The sequence below is a fragment of the Deltaproteobacteria bacterium genome, assembly GCA_005879535.1.
Taxonomy (GTDB): Bacteria; Myxococcota; Myxococcia; order Myxococcales; family 40CM-4-68-19; genus 40CM-4-68-19.
The window spans coordinates 19335-35657 of record VBKI01000088.1; the positions used below are offsets into that span (position 1 = coordinate 19335).

General features: G+C 69.7%; 15 protein-coding genes and 1 pseudogene. 12 read left to right on the top strand and 4 right to left on the bottom strand.

Translation table 11 applies throughout. The features are described 5' to 3' along the window. Positions 1-63: 63 nt before the first annotated feature. The 11 genes from E6J58_20675 (at position 64) to hrpB (ending at position 13231) form a co-directional block, all read left to right on the top strand. Entirely contained in the window at positions 64-921 is an 858-nt protein-coding gene (locus E6J58_20675; protein TMB33434.1) for a response regulator, read from the top strand. Continuing rightward, positions 918-2093 (top strand): SAM-dependent methyltransferase, encoded by a 1176-nt coding sequence (locus E6J58_20680; GenBank protein ID TMB33435.1) that lies wholly within the window; start codon positions 918-920, stop codon positions 2091-2093. Before E6J58_20675 ends, E6J58_20680 begins: the two co-directional genes overlap by 4 nt. Next, on the top strand, positions 2090-2626 hold the full coding sequence (locus E6J58_20685) for a chemotaxis protein CheW (GenBank protein TMB33436.1): 537 nt from the start codon (positions 2090-2092) through the stop codon (positions 2624-2626). The genes E6J58_20680 and E6J58_20685 overlap by 4 nt, the downstream gene beginning before the upstream one ends. Next, the gene (locus E6J58_20690; protein ID TMB33437.1) at positions 2626-4743 is read left to right on the top strand and encodes a response regulator; all 2118 of its coding nucleotides are present in this window, start codon (positions 2626-2628) and stop codon (positions 4741-4743) included. The genes E6J58_20685 and E6J58_20690 overlap by 1 nt, the downstream gene beginning before the upstream one ends. Beyond that, entirely contained in the window at positions 4740-5771 is a 1032-nt protein-coding gene (locus tag E6J58_20695) for a chemotaxis protein CheB (GenBank protein ID TMB33438.1), read from the top strand. The genes E6J58_20690 and E6J58_20695 overlap by 4 nt, the downstream gene beginning before the upstream one ends. 463 nt (positions 5772-6234) lie before the next feature. After that, positions 6235-7311, top strand: a complete 1077-nt coding sequence (locus tag E6J58_20700; GenBank protein TMB33448.1) for a methyl-accepting chemotaxis protein — start codon at positions 6235-6237, stop codon at positions 7309-7311. 34 nt (positions 7312-7345) lie between these two features. Next, complete coding sequence (locus tag E6J58_20705; protein ID TMB33439.1) at positions 7346-8323, top strand: ATP-binding cassette domain-containing protein; 978 nt, start codon at positions 7346-7348, stop codon at positions 8321-8323. After that, positions 8320-9114 (top strand): ABC transporter permease, encoded by a 795-nt coding sequence (locus tag E6J58_20710; protein TMB33440.1) that lies wholly within the window; start codon positions 8320-8322, stop codon positions 9112-9114. The genes E6J58_20705 and E6J58_20710 overlap by 4 nt, the downstream gene beginning before the upstream one ends. After that, complete coding sequence (locus tag E6J58_20715; GenBank protein TMB33441.1) at positions 9111-9899, top strand: ABC transporter permease; 789 nt, start codon at positions 9111-9113, stop codon at positions 9897-9899. Before E6J58_20710 ends, E6J58_20715 begins: the two co-directional genes overlap by 4 nt. 23 nt (positions 9900-9922) lie before the next feature. Then, positions 9923-10633, top strand: coding sequence for a hypothetical protein (locus tag E6J58_20720; GenBank protein TMB33442.1), 711 nt, complete (start codon positions 9923-9925; stop codon positions 10631-10633). Positions 10634-10837: 204 nt separating this feature from the next. After that, a complete protein-coding gene (gene hrpB / locus E6J58_20725; protein ID TMB33443.1) occupies positions 10838-13231 on the top strand; it encodes an ATP-dependent helicase HrpB in 2394 nt (797 codons plus the stop codon). On the opposite strand, the pseudogene E6J58_20730 reads toward hrpB, so the two are convergent. Next, positions 13211-13770, bottom strand: a pseudogene (locus E6J58_20730) (tRNA-(ms[2]io[6]A)-hydroxylase). The gene hrpB and the pseudogene E6J58_20730 overlap by 21 nt on opposite strands. 21 nt (positions 13771-13791) lie before the next feature. Here E6J58_20730 and E6J58_20735 point away from each other — a divergent pair. Then, positions 13792-14244 carry a metallophosphoesterase family protein gene (locus tag E6J58_20735; GenBank protein ID TMB33444.1) on the top strand — a complete coding sequence of 151 codons (453 nt, stop codon included), beginning with the start codon at positions 13792-13794 and terminating at the stop codon, positions 14242-14244. Here the strand turns inward: E6J58_20735 and E6J58_20740 are convergent. The 3 genes from E6J58_20740 to E6J58_20750 form a co-directional block, all read right to left on the bottom strand. After that, complete coding sequence (locus E6J58_20740; GenBank protein ID TMB33445.1) at positions 14238-14747, bottom strand: hypothetical protein; 510 nt, start codon at positions 14745-14747, stop codon at positions 14238-14240. The two genes, E6J58_20735 and E6J58_20740, sit on opposite strands and share 7 nt — an antisense overlap. Before the next feature lie 14 nt (positions 14748-14761). Next, positions 14762-15937, bottom strand: a complete 1176-nt coding sequence (locus E6J58_20745) for a DUF4147 domain-containing protein (protein ID TMB33446.1) — start codon at positions 15935-15937, stop codon at positions 14762-14764. Next, the coding region (locus tag E6J58_20750; protein ID TMB33447.1) for an NAD-dependent deacylase at positions 15937-16323 on the bottom strand (387 nt) is incomplete at its 5' end. The genes E6J58_20745 and E6J58_20750, both read right to left, overlap by 1 nt.

A 16323-nucleotide genomic window follows, 5' to 3' on the forward strand; every position in this document is an offset into this window, starting at 1 on the left:
AGGGGGAAACACGTTGCCGCGCACCGTGTTGATCGTCGACGACAGCCCTCTCTGGACTGCGGCGTGAGCCTCCCGCACCTGCTCCTCGTCGACGATTCGGAAGCCGTGCTGGCCTTCGAGAAGGCGGCCCTCTCCGGTCACTACGCGCTCAGCACGGCCACGACCGGACGCGAGGCTCTGGCCAAGGTCCCGCAGATCGCGCCGGCGGCGATCCTCCTCGATCTCTCGATGCCGGAGATGGACGGCGACGAGGTCCTCGCTCACCTGCAGGACGATCCCGAGTTCCGCCGCATCCCCGTCATCATCGTCACCAGCGAGCGCGTGCGCGCCGAGGCCTGCCTGCGGAACGGCGCCAAGGCGTTCTTGCCCAAGCCCATCCGCGCCCAGGAGCTGTTGCCGCTCGTCGAGCGCGTGCTCGAGGAAGCGAGGGCGGCGGCGCGCGCCGGCAACGTGGCCGTGCTGTTCGTGTCGGTGGGCAGGATCGAGGTGGGGCTGCCGCTGGAGAGCGTCCGCAACGTCCTGCACCAGACCGCGACGCGCCCGCTGCCGCTCGGCCCTTCCTATCTGACGCAGATGTTCGAGCTGCACGGCGAGCCGGTGGCGGTCCTCGACCTGGCCCGGCGGCTCGGCGTCGAGCACGCGCAGCCGTTGATCGAGCGGAAGCTGGTGGTGGTGGAGCGCGACGGAGTGCGCGTCGCGCTCTGCGTGGACGACGTGCGCGATCCGGAGGAGCTGGCCGAGGAGGACGTCACGCGGCGCGAGGACCTGGGCGGATCGCAGCACGGTGCGCTCGGCCATGCGCTGGTGGGCGTGGCGAGGACACCGCGGGGGGCGCTTCCGATCATCGAGCCGCGCGCGCTCATCTCCCGCGAGCTGCTCCGCAAGCTCGCCTCCGGACTGAGGGCCGAGGCGTCCTCATGAGGCGCTACGACGATCACGCGCTCGACCAGCTGATCGCGTTCGCCGCCGAGTGGACGGGATTTTCCCGCGACGCGATCCTGCCCGATGCGGTCCGCCGGGCGGCGGCGGGCCTCGGTGCGCCTGAGGAAGTGCTCCAGCGCGCCGCCGCGCGCGAAACGGCGGTGGTGCACGCCCTCTGCCAGGCGGTCTCGGTCGGCGAGACGTTCTTCTTCCGCCACCCGGAACACTTCCGCTGGATCGCCTCCAGCCTGCTGCCGGAGCTGCTGGACGGCGGTCGGCGGTCGATCGACGCCTGGAGCGCGGGGTGCGCCACCGGCGAGGAGGCCTACTCGATCGCGGCGTGCCTGCTCGATCTGCTGCCCTGGCCGAGGACCGTCTCCGTCGAGGTGCTGGGAACCGATCTCCTCGAGCGCAACCTGGTGGTGGCGCGCACCGGCGAGTACGGCGCCTGGTCGCGGCGGCCTTCCGGGCCGGTCCTGCATCCCGTCTTCAGCGACGCAGGAAACGGCCGCGTCCGGATCGACGAGGCCATCCGGTCGGCGACGCACTTCGCCGAACACAACCTGCTCGACGACCCTCCAGGCCGGTTCGATCTGATCCTGTGCCGCAACGTCCTGGTGTACTTCTCGCGGGAGGCCGCGCGCAGCGTCGTGCGGCACCTCGCGCGCGCGGTAGCCCCGGGCGGCGCCGTGCTCTTCGGATCGATGGACATCTCCGAGCCGCCACCGGGGTTGGTGCGGACGGGTCCCGCAGAGCTGCAGGTCTACCGCCGACCCGAGGGCAGTCCGGCGGCAAAGGCTCCTGCGGCGCCTCGTCCCCCGCCGCCTGACCCCGCGCCGTATGTCCCGCTCGTGCGACCGCCGGAGCCGGTGGCGCTGCACCTGCGGGCTCTGGTCCACATCGAGCGGGGCGAAAAGAAGCGCGCCGAGAAGGAGCTGACCGACCTGGCCCGGCAAATCCCCGACTACGTCCCGGGCATCCTCGAGCGGGCGCTGCTTCACGTTCGCATGGGCGAAAGGAGCGCCGCCACGGCGCTGATGCGCGAAGTGCTGAAGAAGATCGACAAGCTGCCGGCGGACGAAGTCCTGGCCGGGCCTGAGCCTTTGCCGGTGAGCTTCTACAGGGATTCCGCGCAGACGTACCTGCGCTCGGCGCGCGGAGGGCTGGAATGAAGCTGCAGCCGCGCGAGCCGAACGACGTCGCGCCCGAGCTGAACGAGCTGCTCGTCCGGCGGGCCGAGCGCGTCCGGCAGAAGGCGTCCGAGGTCGACGAGGAAAACGTCCTCTGGGTCGCCGAGTTTCCCATCGGAGAGGAGACGTACGCGCTTCCCCTGCAGACGCTGCGCGCCGCGGTGCCACTGAAGATGGTCACCGCGGTGCCGCTTTCGCCCCCGCACGTGATCGGAATCCTGCGGTTCCAGGGGCAGATCGTCACGGCGCTCTCGCTGGCGTCGCTGCTGGGCGGCCGGGGATGGCGCGAGGACCCTGCGGTCCTCCTCGTGGTCGATCCGGGATTCGGGCGCCTGATCGCCCTCGACTGCGAGCGCATTCCCAAGCCGACGGGGCTGCCGCACGCCTTGGTCGAAGAAGCCCGAGCGCGTTCGACCGGTGCCGCCTGCGAGATCACCCTGCCCGGCACACGGCAGGTGCACCTGCTCGATCTGTTGCGGCTGATGGACCGCCGTCACGGCCAGGACAAGCGCTGATGGATCCGTTGCTCGAACAGCTGCTCGCCGGATTCGTCGACGAGGCGCAGGAGATCTACGACCGCGTCACGCGCAGCCTGATGGAGCTGGAGAAATCTCCGGCGCAGGGCCCCAGCTTCGACGAGCTGGCGCGCGGGCTTCACACGCTGAAGGGCAGCTCGGCCACGCTCGGGCTCGAGGAGCTGGCCGACTTCGCCCACCGCATGGAGGACGTGGTCCTTCCCCTGCGTGGCTCGGCGCAGCCGCTGCCGGGACCGCTGGCCGACGCGATCCTCAAGTCGCTCGACTGCTGGATGGCGCGGCTCCGCGCGACGGCGGCGAAGGCCGACCTTCCCGACCTCGCCGCGAGCCATGCGCTGCTCGCGGCAGTGAAGCCCGCGGCGCCGGCGAAGGCTGCCGCGAAGCCTGCGGAGCCTTCCGCGAAGCCTGCCGAGGTGGCCGTCGATCTTCCCCCCGCGGCCGCCGCGAACGACGACACGCAGACGGACAGCTGGCGCGTCAGCACCCGGCAGGTCATCGCGCTGCTCCACGAAGTGGAAAGGCTCCGCGAGGTGCGCCTGCGCCTGGACGAGCGCCGCCGCGACCTGGAGAAGGCCGTCCTCCAGCTGGATCGGCTCGGGATCCAGGCGGAGACGGCGGAAGCGCGCGCGGTCCTGCTCGGTGTTCGGCGCGCGCTGGGCGGCGACGGCGAGGAAGCGGCGGACATCGTCGCTTCGATGGAAGACGGCCTCAAGGCCATCTCCACCATGCCGGTGCGGACGGTCATCGATCCCCTGCGCCGCGCCGTGCGCGATCTCTGCAAGGCCACCGGAAAGCAGGCGAAGCTGTCCGTGGTCGGCGCGGAAGTCTCGCTCGATCGCCGCGCGCTCGAGCAGCTCCGCGGCCCCCTCGTGCACCTCGTGCGCAACGCCGTCGACCATGGCCTGGAAATGCCCGATGTGCGCGAAGCGCGCGGCAAGCATCCCGAAGGCGCTCTCACCATCCGCGTCGAGCAACAGGGCAACATGCTCTTCATCGAGGTGGCGGACGACGGCGCTGGACTCGATCTGGAACAGATCCGCGAGGCGGCGCTGCGCCGCGCCCTGGTGCCTCCCCAGGAGCTGGCGAACTTGTCGACCCAGCAGCTCCACCAGCTCGTCTTCCGGCCGGGCTTCTCGACCAAGACCGAGGCGACGGAGTACTCGGGGCGCGGAGTCGGCCTGGACGTGGTGCGCAACCAGATCCAGGCGCTGCAAGGGCACGTCGAGGTGCAGAGCGTCGCCGGACAAGGGGCGCGCTTCGTCCTCACCCTCCCCGCCGACCTGGGCAGCTCGCCGGTCCTCGTCGTCCGCTGCGGCGAGCACCAACTGGGGATTCCGATGGCGGCGGTGGAATCGTCGCGCGCCGCCCGCGGCGGCGATTTGCGGGTCGGACGTTCCCGGGTGCAGCTCGACCATCGCGAGCAGCTGATCCCGGTGCAGGATCTGGGCGCGCTGGTCGGCCTCCGTCAGCCGGAAGTTCCTGCCGACGGACAGCCCCTGCTCATCCTGCAGTCGCAGGGCCGCAGGCTGGCGCTCAGCGTCGACGAAGTGCTGGGGGACCGCGAGCTGGTGATTCGTCCCTTGCCGGTCGAGGTGCGCGATCTGGCGGCCTGGCAAGGAGCGGCGACGCTCGCTCGCGGGGAGCTGGTGCTCATCCTGCGGCCGGACTTCCTGGTCAGCTCCGATCGCCGCGCCGAGTCCGGCCTCGGGGGCACTCGCCGTGCGTTGGTGGTCGACGACTCGCTCACCGCGCGAGCGCTGCACCGCACCGCGCTGGAGACGGGCGGTTACCTCGTGCACACCGCCTCCAACGGCCGGCAGGCCCTCGAGCAGCTCCGGCACAGCGCCTACGACGTCATGGTCTGCGACATCGGCATGGACGAGATGGACGGATACGAGCTGACCGCCGCCATCCGGCAGCGGACGGAGACCGACTCGATGCCCATCCTGCTCGTCTCCGCGCGGGACTCGGACACCGACCGGCAGCGCGGCACTGCGGTGGGCGCCGACGGGTTCCTCACCAAGAAGGACTGCGTCTCCGGCAGGCTCCTCTCCGAGGTTGGCGCGGTGATCGCGCGCCGCAAGGGGGCCGCGTGACCGCCCGGCCCATTCGCGTGCTGGTGGCCGACGATTCCACCACCCTGCGCACCGCCCTCTGCGCGCTGCTCGCCGAGGACCCCCACCTCGCCATCGTGGGGCAGGCCGCCGACGGCGTCGAGGCGGTGGAGAAGGCGCGCGCCCTGCGGCCCGACGTGATCACCATGGACGTCAACATGCCGCGCCTGGACGGCCTCGGCGCCACTGCCGCGATCATGGCGGAAGCACCCGCGCGCGTCCTCGTCATCAGCTCGGTGCGGCAGCATCGCCAGCTCGAGCTCTCCTTCAAGGCGATGGCCGCCGGCGCTCTCGAGCTGATCGCCAAGCCGGAAGGCGGCCCGGACGAGATGCGCCGCTGGGCCCGCAGGGTGGCGGAGTCCGTCCGGCTGATGGCGGAGGTTCCGGTCGTCCGCCGCCACCGCGTGAACCGGATCGCCGCGCGCCCGGCCCTGACCCACGGCACGCAGGTGGATGTCGTCGGCATCGTCGCGTCCACGGGCGGCCCGCCGGCCTTCGCGTACGTGCTCGGATCGCTGCCGCGCGATCTCCCCGTTCCCCTGCTGCTTGCGCAGCACATCGCCCAGGGGTTCACCGGCGGCCTCGTCCGCTGGTTCGGCAGCGTGTGCAATCTCCGCGTGATCGTCGGCCGCGACGGCGATCTGCCGCTGCCGGGTTCGGTATACCTGGCACCCGATGGTTGCGACCTCGAGCTGGACCGGGAGGGACACCTGCGCACGCCGCGCTCCAGCGGCCTGCATTGCCCGTCCGGCAACAAGCTGCTCGCCTCGCTCGCGCGCGCGTACGGCGATCGTGCCGCGGGATTCGTGCTCACCGGGATGGGCGACGACGGCGCGCAGGGCCTGCTCGAGCTGAAGCGGGCCGGGGGCGCCACGTACGCCCAGGACGAGCAGACGTCGATCGTCTTCGGCATGCCGCACGCGGCTCACGCCTGCGGCGCGGCGCGGGCGCTGCTGGCGCTGGAAAGCATCGCACCGGCGATTCTCGAGCTTTGTAAACGAGGGAGATAACGTGAAACCGGACTTCAGGGCATTGCGCCGTGGTTGGCCGCTGCAGATCAAGGTCTCGGCGCTCGTCGTCGCGGCACTCGCCTCTCTCGCCTTCGCGACCGGACTGAGCAACTACCTGTACTTCCGCAGTGTCCTCAAGCAGGAGGCAACCGCGCGGGGAAAGGCCATCTCCGCCACCCTCGCCTCGGCGCTGGTGGAGATGCCCGACAGCGCTGTCGGCGCGACCATCGCCTCGGTGAAGAAGGACGCGAGCCTGGCGTACGTCGAGGTCGTGGGCCCGAACGGAAGCCTGATCGCGCACACCTTCGAAGGAAAGCCGCCTCAGCAGAATGCGTCGGTGCTCAAGGAGTCGGAGCGGATCCAGGACGTGATCCTCGACGGCATCCCTTACATCGACGTGCCCGCGCCGGTGATCACCGGTGCGACCGTCCACGTCGGCCTCGATCCCGCCGGCGGCAACGCCATGGTGCTGCAGGCGCAGAAGCTGCTCGTGGCAATCACGCTCGCGGCGCTGGTGCTCGCCGCCTTCGTCGCCCTCGCGCTGGTGGCGCGATTCGTGGCGCCCTTGCGCAGGTTGACGCAGGCCGCGAAGCGGATCGCCGACGGCGATCTGACGCAGGCGATCCAGGTCACCGCCCGGGACGAGGTGGGCGAGCTCGCCGAGGCGTTCGTCCAGATGGTGGAAAAGATGAAGGAGGTGCTCCGCGCCCTGCAGGAGTCGGTACAACTTCTCACCAACGCCGGTGGCGAGCTGAGCCAGAGCACCAACGATCAGAGCCAGACCATCACGCGGCAGGCCACCGCATTGCAGGAGACGCAGGTCACCGCCCAGGAGATCAAGCAGACCTCGCTGCTCGCGGCGCAGAAGGCGGAGACGGTGCTCAAGCTGACCGAGAAGGCGGATCAGGTCTCCTCCGAGGGAGAGGCGGCCATCGAGCAGTCGCTGGGGGGTCTCACCGAGATCCGGTCGCAGGTGGACGAGATCGCGCAGAAGATCTCCCAGCTCTCGGAGCGCACGCAGCAGATCGGCGGCATCACGCAGACCGTGAAGGACCTCGCCGACCAGTCCAACATGCTCGCCCTGAACGCTGCCATCGAGGCGGTGCGCTCCGGCGAGCACGGCAAGGGGTTCGCGGTGGTGGCGCGCGAGATCCGGTCGCTGGCCGACCAGTCGATCCAGGCCACCAATCGGGTCCGCGAGATCCTCGAGGACATCGGCGGCGCCATCCGCGTCGCCGTCAGCATCACCGAGCGCGGATCGCAGAAGATCGAGGGCGGGCTCCTTCAAGTGAAGCAGTCCGGCGAGAACCTGCGCGAGCTCTCGAACATCGTCAAGGACAACTCCTCGGCGGTCCGGCAGATCGCCGCGGCCGTGTCGCAGCAGAACGCCGGCATCACCCAGATCTTCAGCGCGGTCACCGACCAGACGCGGATGATGGACGAGACGATGCGCCGGCTGGAGACCACGACCCAGGCCGCTTCCACCCTGAAGGAGCTCTCCCAGCGCGTGTCGGAGGTCGTCGGGCAGTTCCGCGTGTAGCCCCAAGGCTGGCCGCAGGTTAGCTTGTGCGGCCATGATCGAAGTCGATCGGCTGCGCAAGTGGTACCGCGTCCACCGGAGGGCTCCCGGGTTGGCGGCGGCCCTCCGCTCGCTGTTCCATCGCTCCTATGAGGACGTGAAGGCGGTCGAAGACGTTTCCTTCTCCATCTCCGCCGGCGAGCGCGTCGGCTTTCTCGGACCGAACGGCGCGGGGAAGACGACAACTCTGAAAGTGCTGTCCGGGCTCCTGCATCCCACCGAAGGTCGGGTCGCGGTGGCGGGCTTCGTCCCCCGGGAGCGCGCCCGCGGGTTCCTCGAGCAGATCACGCTGGTGATGGGACAGAAGCAGCAGCTTCTCTGGGACCTGCCGCCTTCCGAAACGTTCCTGCTCAACCGCGCCATCTACGACATTCCCCGCAAGCAGTACGACGCGACCGTGGCCGAGCTCACCGAGCTTTTGGACCTGGCGCCGCTCTTGGGCAAGCCGACGCGGCAGCTCTCTCTGGGCGAGCGGATGAAGTGCGAGCTGGCCGTCGCGCTGTTGCACCGGCCGAAGGTCCTGTTCCTCGACGAGCCGACCATCGGCCTCGACGTCTCGATGCAGGCCACCGTGCGCGGCTTCGTGCGGGCTTACAACGAGCGCTTCGGCGCGACGGTGTTGCTCACGTCGCACTACATGGAGGACGTGGCCGCGCTCTGCCCGAGGGTGATGGTGATCGACAAGGGGCGGATGATCTACGACGGAGGCCTTTCCGATCTGGTGCGCCGCGTGCGTCCGGACAAGCGGATGCTGCTGCGGCTGTCGCGTCCGGTGGAGAGGCGCGATCTGGAAGCGCTGGGGTCCGTGATCGAGCACGGGGACGCGCAGGCGATCATCCAGGTCTCGCAGGACGCGCTCCAGCCGGCGGTGGCGCGCGCCCTCTCTTCCTTGCCGCTCACCGACCTCACCGTCGAGGACCCGCCGCTCGAGGAAGTGATGCGCGATCTCTTCGCGCAGGGGCGCGCTGCATGACGCGGCTGCTCCGCCTGTATCCGCAGCTCTTGCGCACCGGATTCGCCGAGGCGGTCGCCTATCGGGCCGAGTTTCTCATCTGGATGTTCTCCACCAACATGCCGCTGGTGATGCTCGCCATCTGGGCGGCGGCGGCGCGGTCGGGTCCCGTCGGCGGGTACTCGCAGGAAGGCTTCGCCGCCTACTACCTCGCCGCGCTGCTCGTGCGCCTGATGACGGGCGCATGGGTGGTGTGGGAAATGACGATGGAGATCCGGCAAGGCACCCTCGCGCTGAGGCTGCTGCGCCCGATCCATCCGCTCCTGCAATGGTCCGCCGACAATCTCGCCGCCATCCCCATGCGCGGCGTGGTGGCGATCCCGGTGGTGGCCATCCTGCTGTACGTCGCCCGCGGCCAGCTCTCGCACGACTGGTTCTCCTGGGCGCTGCTCTGTCCCGCTCTCCTCGGCGCCTGGCTCCTCTACTTCCTCGTCCAGGCGATCATCGGGACGCTGGCGTTGCGATTCGAGAGCGCAGCCTCGCTGTTCGACGCCTGGCTCGGGTTCTCCAACATCCTCTCCGGATACCTGATTCCGCTCGACCTCTTTCCGCGCGCCGTTCGCGAGCTCGCTCTCGTGTTGCCCTTCCGCTTCCAGCTCTCGTTTCCCGTCGAGCTGATGCTCGGACGCTGGTCGCGGGCGGAGGCGCTCGAGCTGCTCGCCGCGCAGTGGGCGTACGTGGCGCTGTTCCTGGTCTCGACGAGGGTCGCGTGGCGGTCCGGACTGCGCCACTACGCGGCGTACGGCGGATGATGCGCGCGCTGCGCGTCGTGCGCGCCCAGCTTCGGGCCTCGGTCGCGGTGGCGCTGCAATACCGATTCGAGTTCGCCGTGGAAGGGGCGCTGGCGCTGCTCTGGATGGGAGTGACGCTGGTGCCGCTGGTCGTCGTATTCGGCACGCGCGACTCGGTCGCCGGCTGGACGTTTCCCGAGATGCTCGTCGTCCTCGGTTGGTTCGTCGCGCTGAAGGGAGTCCTGGAAGGGACGCTCAGCCCGTCGCTGATGCAGGTCGTCGAGCACGTGCGGAAGGGGACGCTCGACTTCGTGCTCCTCAAGCCCGCCGATGCGCAGCTCCTCGTCTCGTTCTCGAAGATCGAGCCATGGCGCGTGACGGACTTTGCTGGCGCGGCGGTAATCTTTGCCTTCGCCTTCCAGCGCATCGGCCACGCGCCGGCGCTGATGCACGTGCTGCTGGCGGCGGTGATGCTCTGCGCCGCGGTGATGGTGTTGTATTCGATCGCCATCCTGGTGGTGGCGATCGCCTTCATCGCCGTGCGCGTGGACAACCTCCTCTATCTCTTCCAGTCGGTGTTCGACGTCGCTCGCTGGCCCAGCACCGTGTTCCGCGGCACGCTCGCGGTGGTCTTCACTTTCGTGCTTCCGCTGGCGCTGATGACGACCTATCCGGCGCTGGCGCTGCTCGGCAAGCTGACGCTGCAGACTGCGGTCGGGGCGCTCGTCGGCACCCTGCTCTTCGCGGGGGTTGCCCGCGCGATCTGGATCTCCTCCATCCGGCGCTACACTTCGGCCAGCTCGTAATACGTCACCTCCGAGGAATCAGAATGCGGATTCCGGGCCTGATCGCAGCTCTGATATCTCTGATGCTCTCGACCGACACGCGACCGGGAGCCGATGCCGATCCGCATCGTCCGACCTGTAGGACAGCCCAGTGCCGGAAAGTGAAGTCTTTTCTGAAGGCGCATTACTGCGGCGAGTCTCCTTACGGGAACGGTCCGGCGGACGGGTGCCTGCTCCTCGAGCCGAAGAAGCTCGGCGCCGGCTTCAAGATCACCGCTGACTTCCACTGCGAGTGGATGGAGCACGAAGAAAAGGCCCAGTGTCAGCAGCGCGGAGAGGTCCGTTCACATGTTAAGGACCTATTGGTCCGGGAGATGAAACGTCTCGGCGTTCCTGCCGGCGAGGATAAGCAAGTATTGTTTGCCAGCTGGGAATCGAACGTCGCCGACTTCTCCATTGCGAAAGCGGCTTATTCCAGCATTGCAGGAGCGGAACTGGCAATTTGTGCGGTCGTCCTGCGGATCGACCGGACTGGTCACGTGGTCGTGCTTCGCGAGGTGCCGTTTCACAGAACGGATGTGGATGTACCCGACGTAGCGACATGGGCTCTGCTTGACGTCGCCGACGTGGATGGCGACGGCTACCCCGAGGTCATTCTGCACGGAGACGCCTACGAGAATCACTGGCTGGAAGTCGTCAGCATGCGAAGTGGGGCTGCAAAGACGATCTTTTCCGGTCTTGGTTACTACCTTTGAGGCCCCGAGTCGTACGCGTCTTCGGATGGACGGTCCCCAGCGTGGCGTCCACCACCGCGCGATCCTCACGAAGCTCGGTTGCGCGTGCGCGCAGCTTCAGAAGGGCATCGCTGGGCGTCGGGCGCTTCAAGACGACGTGGAAGTCCGTTCCTGGCGCGTAAGTGTCCTGGAGGCTCTTCATGCGCGCCTTTATAGTCGGCCGCCGTGAAGGAAGTCCTCCCCATCGACGCCGCGCTGCCGGAAGTCCTCGAGGCACTGGAGCGACGCTCCATCGTGGTGCTCGAGGCGCCTCCCGGCGCCGGAAAGACGACGCGGGTTCCCCCCGCTCTGCTCGACCGGGTTCAGGGGGAAGTCGTCGTGTTGGAGCCGCGCCGGCTCGCAGCGCGCATGGCCGCGCGACGCGTCGCGCTCGAGCTCGCCGATCCCGATCTGGTCGGCTGGCAGGTCCGCTTCGAGCAGTCCGGCTCCCCGCGCACGCGCCTCTGGTACGTCACCGAGGGCATCCTCGCGCGTCGCATCCTCGCGGATCCCACGCTGCGAGGGGTGGGCGCGGTGGTGCTGGACGAATTCCACGAGCGACATCTCCCGGGCGATCTCGCGCTTGCGCTCGCCCGACGCTTGCTTCCGCGGATCAAGCTGATCGTCATGTCTGCCACGCTCGAAGCCACGTCCCTTGCGGAGCACCTGGAGGCCGAGGTCGTCCGCAGCGAGGGGCGGCGCTTCCCGGTGGAGATCGAGCATCTGGAAATGGCCGATGATCGGCGCCTTCCGCAACAGGTCGGCGCTGCCGTCCGCCGGTTGACGACTCCCGGAACCGCAGGCGACGTCCTCGTGTTCCTTCCCGGCGCCGCCGAGATCCGACAGGCCTCGGAAGCCTGCGCCGAGCTCGCGCGGCATCGAGATCTGCTGCTGACCCCGCTGTATGGCGATCTTCCTGCGACGGAACAGGATCGCGCCGTCACTCCCGCGTCCCGCCGCAAAGTGATCCTCAGCACGAACGTGGCGGAGACGAGCATCACCGTCCCGGGGGTGACGTCCGTCGTCGACAGCGGCCTGGCGCGAATCGCCTCGCATTCCCCGTGGTCGGGCCTTCCTGCGCTTGCCGTCGCCAGGATCAGCCGCGCTTCCGCCGCGCAGCGGGCAGGGCGCGCCGGGCGTCTCGGGCCGGGGCGCGCGCTACGCCTGTACACCCGGCACGACTTCGACTCGCGGCCCGAGCATCATCCTCCCGAGATCGAGCGCCTGGATCTCGCGGGTACGGTGCTGGAGCTTTGCGCCTGCGGGCTCGAGCCGGAGTCCCTTCCATGGCTCGATCCGCCGCCGCCTGCCGCGCTCGAGCTCGCGAAGGAGTTGCTGCGCCGCATCGGTGCGCTCGATACGCGCGGTCAGGCCACGGACCTGGGCCGCGCATGCGCCAGGTTGCCCCTGCATCCCCGGCTCGCGCGCCTCGCCGTCGAGGCTGCCAGCCGGGGATACCGGCGCGATGGGTGCACCGCAGCGGCGATGCTCAACGAACGCGAGGCGCGCCGGAGTGCTACCCCCGCTCCCACCGGCCCCTCGGACGTGCTCGATCTCCTCGACCAGCGGCGTTCTGCGCACATCGAACAGGCTCGCGCCCAGCTTCTGCGTCTCGCTCCGCCGGATGGACCAGCGGCGAGCTCGCGCGACGAGGCAATCAGGATATCGGTGCTCGCCGGATTTCCCGATCGCGTGGCCAAGCGCCGCGGCGAAGAGGTCCTGCTCGCTTCTGGAGGAGCAGCCCAGCTCGCGCCGGAGAGCGCTGTGCGGGAGGCAGATCTCCTGGTGGCGGTCGATGCGGAGGAGCGCCGTACGCGCGGCCGATCGCGCGTCGCCGTGCGGATCGCGAGCGCCATCGAACCGGAATGGCTCCTGGATCTGCACCCCGATGCGCTGCGCGAGGAGACCGAGCTCATCTGGGAGCCGGCGCGCGAGCGGGTGGAAGCGGCCTCGCGGCTCCTCTACGATCGGCTCGTCCTCGAGGAGACGCGGCGCCGGCCCAGCCCTGAAGAGGCCGCCGCTGCCGCCCGGATTCTGCTCGACCACGCCGCTGGAACCCCCGATGGAGCGCAGCTGTCGCGGCTCAAGGCTCGCATCGCGCTCGCCGCGGGTCATTGTCCCGAGTCCGGCATCGAGCCGCTGAGCGACGCAAGGGTCCGCGCCGTCCTCGAGCACGAGGCGCTCCGCACCGCTTCACTGCGGGAGCTGCGTGAAGCCGACCTCCTCGGGCCATTGACGCCCAACGGCCTCGACCGGCTTGCGCCCGAGACCGTCGTTCTTCCGGGCGGCCGCAAGGTGCAGATCGAGTACGCCGAAGGCCAGCCGCCGGCGGTGCGCTCGCGCATGCAGGACTTCTTCGGGCTCGCGCGGGGGCCGTCGATCTGCAACGGGCGCGTCCCACTGACGCTCCATCTGCTGGCGCCCAGCGGACGCGCCCAGCAGGTGACGCAGGACCTCGCCGGATTCTGGGAACGCCACTATCCGGCGATCCGCCGCGAGCTGATGCGCCGGTACCCGAAGCACGCCTGGCCCGAAAACGGTGCGACCGCCTCGCCACCTTCAGTGAATCGCCGCCCTTAACGGCAACTCGCGCACGAGCTTCGCCTCCGCACCGCGGACTTCCGCGAGCCGCGCGTCGAATCCCTCGCAGCGCGCGGCGAGCCGAAGGAACAGCTCCCCGTGCCCTTCTCCGCGCTCGCCAGACGCCCGTAAAACCCGCGCAGCTCGGGATCCCGCAGGTGCGCGGCGAGAAGCCGCAGGCGCTCTTCGCTCCTCGCCTCGATGGCCGCCGAAATGAGCAAGCGATCGAGCAGGCGCTCCCGGACGGGCTGGCGCACCATGGCCTGGAGTCCCTGTGCGTAAGGGTCACCAAGGTCGCGGCCCAGGGAAAGGCCGCGCTTCTCGACGAACGCCAGGACCTGCGCGAGATGTCCCGATTCCTCGCGGGCGAGCCGCGCCATCGCGCGGGCCAGGCCGGGGACGGATGGAAACGCCGCGAGCAGGGAAAGCGCGCTGGCCGCGGCTTTCTTCTCGCAATGAGCGTGGTCGACGAGCACTTCGTCGAACCGGTCGATCGCCAATTCCACCCACGCCCGCGGCGTCTCGCAGAGAAGCTCCATCGCCGGCCTTATACTGCAGGCATGCGCATCGGCGTCATCTCCGACACCCATGGTCTCGTGCGCCCGCAGGTCCGGGTCGCGTTCGACGGGGTCGATCACATCCTTCACGCCGGTGACATCGGCGGCGAGGAAGTGCTGGCGGAGCTCGGAACCATCGCCGAGGTGACGGCCTGCGCCGGCAACAACGACGGCTGGCGGTGCGGGCCCGCCGGGAAGACCGCGCGCATCTCGCTGGGCGGGCTCCACTTCCTGCTCGTTCACGTCCGCGACGACGCCGCGGGCGAGCTGCGCCGCGCGCCGGCAGACGTGGTCGTGTTCGGGCACAGCCACAAGCCCGCCGACGAGCGGAGCGGCGGCATCTGGTGGTTCAACCCCGGGAGCGCCGGGCCGCGGCGCTTCTCCCTGCCGGTCTGCGTCGGCCTCTTCGAGCAGGTGCGCGGAAAGTGGCGCGCGCGCCACGTCGCGCTTCAGTAATAGACCAGCGAGAGCTCGAGCCCGATGGTCTGGAGGCGCTCGCTCACCCCGCGGGCGCTCAGATTCGCATTCCGGTAGAACAGCTCCGGAGCGAGGAACAGGTTGGGAGCCACCGCAATCTCCACGCCAAGCCCACCTCCTGCCGCCAGCCCCGCGGCGGTCGCGCCTGGCGTCACGTCGTTGGACAGGCTCGCTCCGATACCCGCCCGCCCGTAGACCATCACCGCCGGTTTCACCAGCAGGTGATACTGGACGAAAGCCAGAACCTGTTCCGAGCGGAAGTGCCCGGTCGAGAAGGTACCGCCGTCGACGCTTCCGGAGAGATAGAGCTGGAGCATCGGGTTGAAGCTGTAGCCGACCCGGAGCTCGGCGTCGTACCCGAAGGTGTTGTCGCCCGGAACGATGAGGAGGCTGCCGCCCCCTCCAATCGCTGCGTAGAGACCTTCGAGGCTCGGCTCCGGAGCGGCAGCCAGCAGGACGGCCGCGAAGAGGGCGTGGATCATCCGCGGACCATATCTCAACGGCGCAGCAGGAACAGGTCGCCCGCGTGGGCGCCCGTGTGGCGTTCCGGAATCAGTAGGCCGAGAGCGCCGAGCACCCGCGCGGCGTCGAACTCCGCCAAGGCGCGCGCGGGATGAAGTCCGCGGCGCTCCGCCTCCTCCCAGGTGAAGCCATCGACCATCGCGCCGGCGGCGGCCGTCGGTCCATCCCGGCCATCGGTGCCTGCGGCGAGAAAAGCGGCTCCGCCGTCGCCGCGCAGGTTGCGCGCCATGAGCAGCGCCAGGTGCTGGTCGCGGCCGCCGGGCGGCGCGTTCCGGGGGACGCGAACCTCCAGCTCCCCGCTGGCGCAGACGAACCCCCGCTCCGTCCCCAGCGCCTCCGCGAATGCCTCGACCTCGCCGTGAACCGGCGAGTCCAGCATGCGCAGGCCCCGGCGCCGCGCCGCTTCCTGCGCCGGCGAGCGGAGATCGCAGAGCGCCTCGTGCTCGATGAAGTCGGCGGGCTCGCCGGGCTTGAGTGTCTCGCGCACGCGCGCCGCCGCTCCGGGCAGCGAGTACTTGCGCACGAGGGCGAGGGCATCGGCGCAGGTGGTCGAGTCCGCGATCGCCGGGCCGCTGGACACCGCCCGAACGCCGCCGATCGGCACGTCCACTGCCACCAGCGCTCGAGCCCGCGTGACGCCCCTGGCATGCAAGGCGCGGGCGAGCCCGCCCCCCTTCAAGCGGGAGAGGTGCGCACGGACGCAGTTCATCTCCTCGATGGGAGCACCCGAGTTGAGCAGCGCCTCGTTCACCGCCCGCACGTCCTCCAGCGAGAGGTCGGCATGCGGCGCCTCCGCAAGAGCCGAACCGCCTCCGGAAATGAGCAGGAGCGCTGCGTCGTGCCGTCCCAGCGCGCCGGCCGCGGCGAGCAGCGCCTCGCCGGAAGCGAGCGAATCGGCGTCGGGAAGAGGATGGCTCCCGCGAAGTACCGTCGCTCGGGCGGGCGCCGGCGCATCCTTGGGAACGACGAGGAGCGCCTCGCCGCCGTCCCGCACGCCTTCGTACAGCTCGGCCGCGACCTTGCCGAGCCCGAGGATAGCCAGACGACCCCCGGGTCCCGGCCGCGGCGCCTTGGCTGCGGCTGCCCGTGCGAGCGCGCGCGCGTCGAGCGCGTGGACGACCTCGTCGTAGAGGGCGAGGAGCTGCCGCATCAGCGCGCGACCGCGAACAGCGCCGGCAGCAGCGCCCCGGCCTTGCCCAGGCGGCACTCGTCGAACGAATGCGCGTTCTCCGGACGCTCGAGCCCCAGGTAGACGCAGCGGGCGAACCGCCCACGTGAATTCGGGTTGTGCCGCAGATGCGAGACGAATCCCGCAGCCGGATACACCGCTCCCGAGCTGCCGACGGTGACGAACAGATCGCACTCGTTCAGCTCCTCGAAGATCCGGTCCATGCCGAACGGCACCTCTCCGAACCAGACCACGTGCGGACGCAATCGGCCTCCACACCGATCGCAGCCTGGCGGAACGCCGTCGTATCCGCGCTCGTCGGCGAACGGCGCGCGATCGCAGGCATCGCAGCGCGTCTTCAAGAGCTC

Bases quoted from the DNA above. Each gene is read 5' to 3' on its own strand.
- E6J58_20705 (TMB33439.1), top strand. From the start codon at position 7,346: ATGATCGAAGTCGATCGGCTGCGCAAGTGGTACCGCGTCCACCGGAGG.
- E6J58_20745 (TMB33446.1), bottom strand. From the start codon at position 15,937: ATGCGGCAGCTCCTCGCCCTCTACGACGAGGTCGTCCACGCGCTCGAC.
- E6J58_20680 (TMB33435.1), top strand. From the start codon at position 918: ATGAGGCGCTACGACGATCACGCGCTCGACCAGCTGATCGCGTTCGCC.
- E6J58_20710 (TMB33440.1), top strand. From the start codon at position 8,320: ATGACGCGGCTGCTCCGCCTGTATCCGCAGCTCTTGCGCACCGGATTC.
- E6J58_20740 (TMB33445.1), bottom strand. From the start codon at position 14,747: ATGATCCACGCCCTCTTCGCGGCCGTCCTGCTGGCTGCCGCTCCGGAG.
- E6J58_20715 (TMB33441.1), top strand. From the start codon at position 9,111: ATGATGCGCGCGCTGCGCGTCGTGCGCGCCCAGCTTCGGGCCTCGGTC.
- E6J58_20700 (TMB33448.1), top strand. From the start codon at position 6,235: ATGGTGCTGCAGGCGCAGAAGCTGCTCGTGGCAATCACGCTCGCGGCG.
- E6J58_20690 (TMB33437.1), top strand. From the start codon at position 2,626: ATGGATCCGTTGCTCGAACAGCTGCTCGCCGGATTCGTCGACGAGGCG.
- E6J58_20685 (TMB33436.1), top strand. From the start codon at position 2,090: ATGAAGCTGCAGCCGCGCGAGCCGAACGACGTCGCGCCCGAGCTGAAC.
- E6J58_20720 (TMB33442.1), top strand. From the start codon at position 9,923: ATGCGGATTCCGGGCCTGATCGCAGCTCTGATATCTCTGATGCTCTCG.
- E6J58_20735 (TMB33444.1), top strand. From the start codon at position 13,792: ATGCGCATCGGCGTCATCTCCGACACCCATGGTCTCGTGCGCCCGCAG.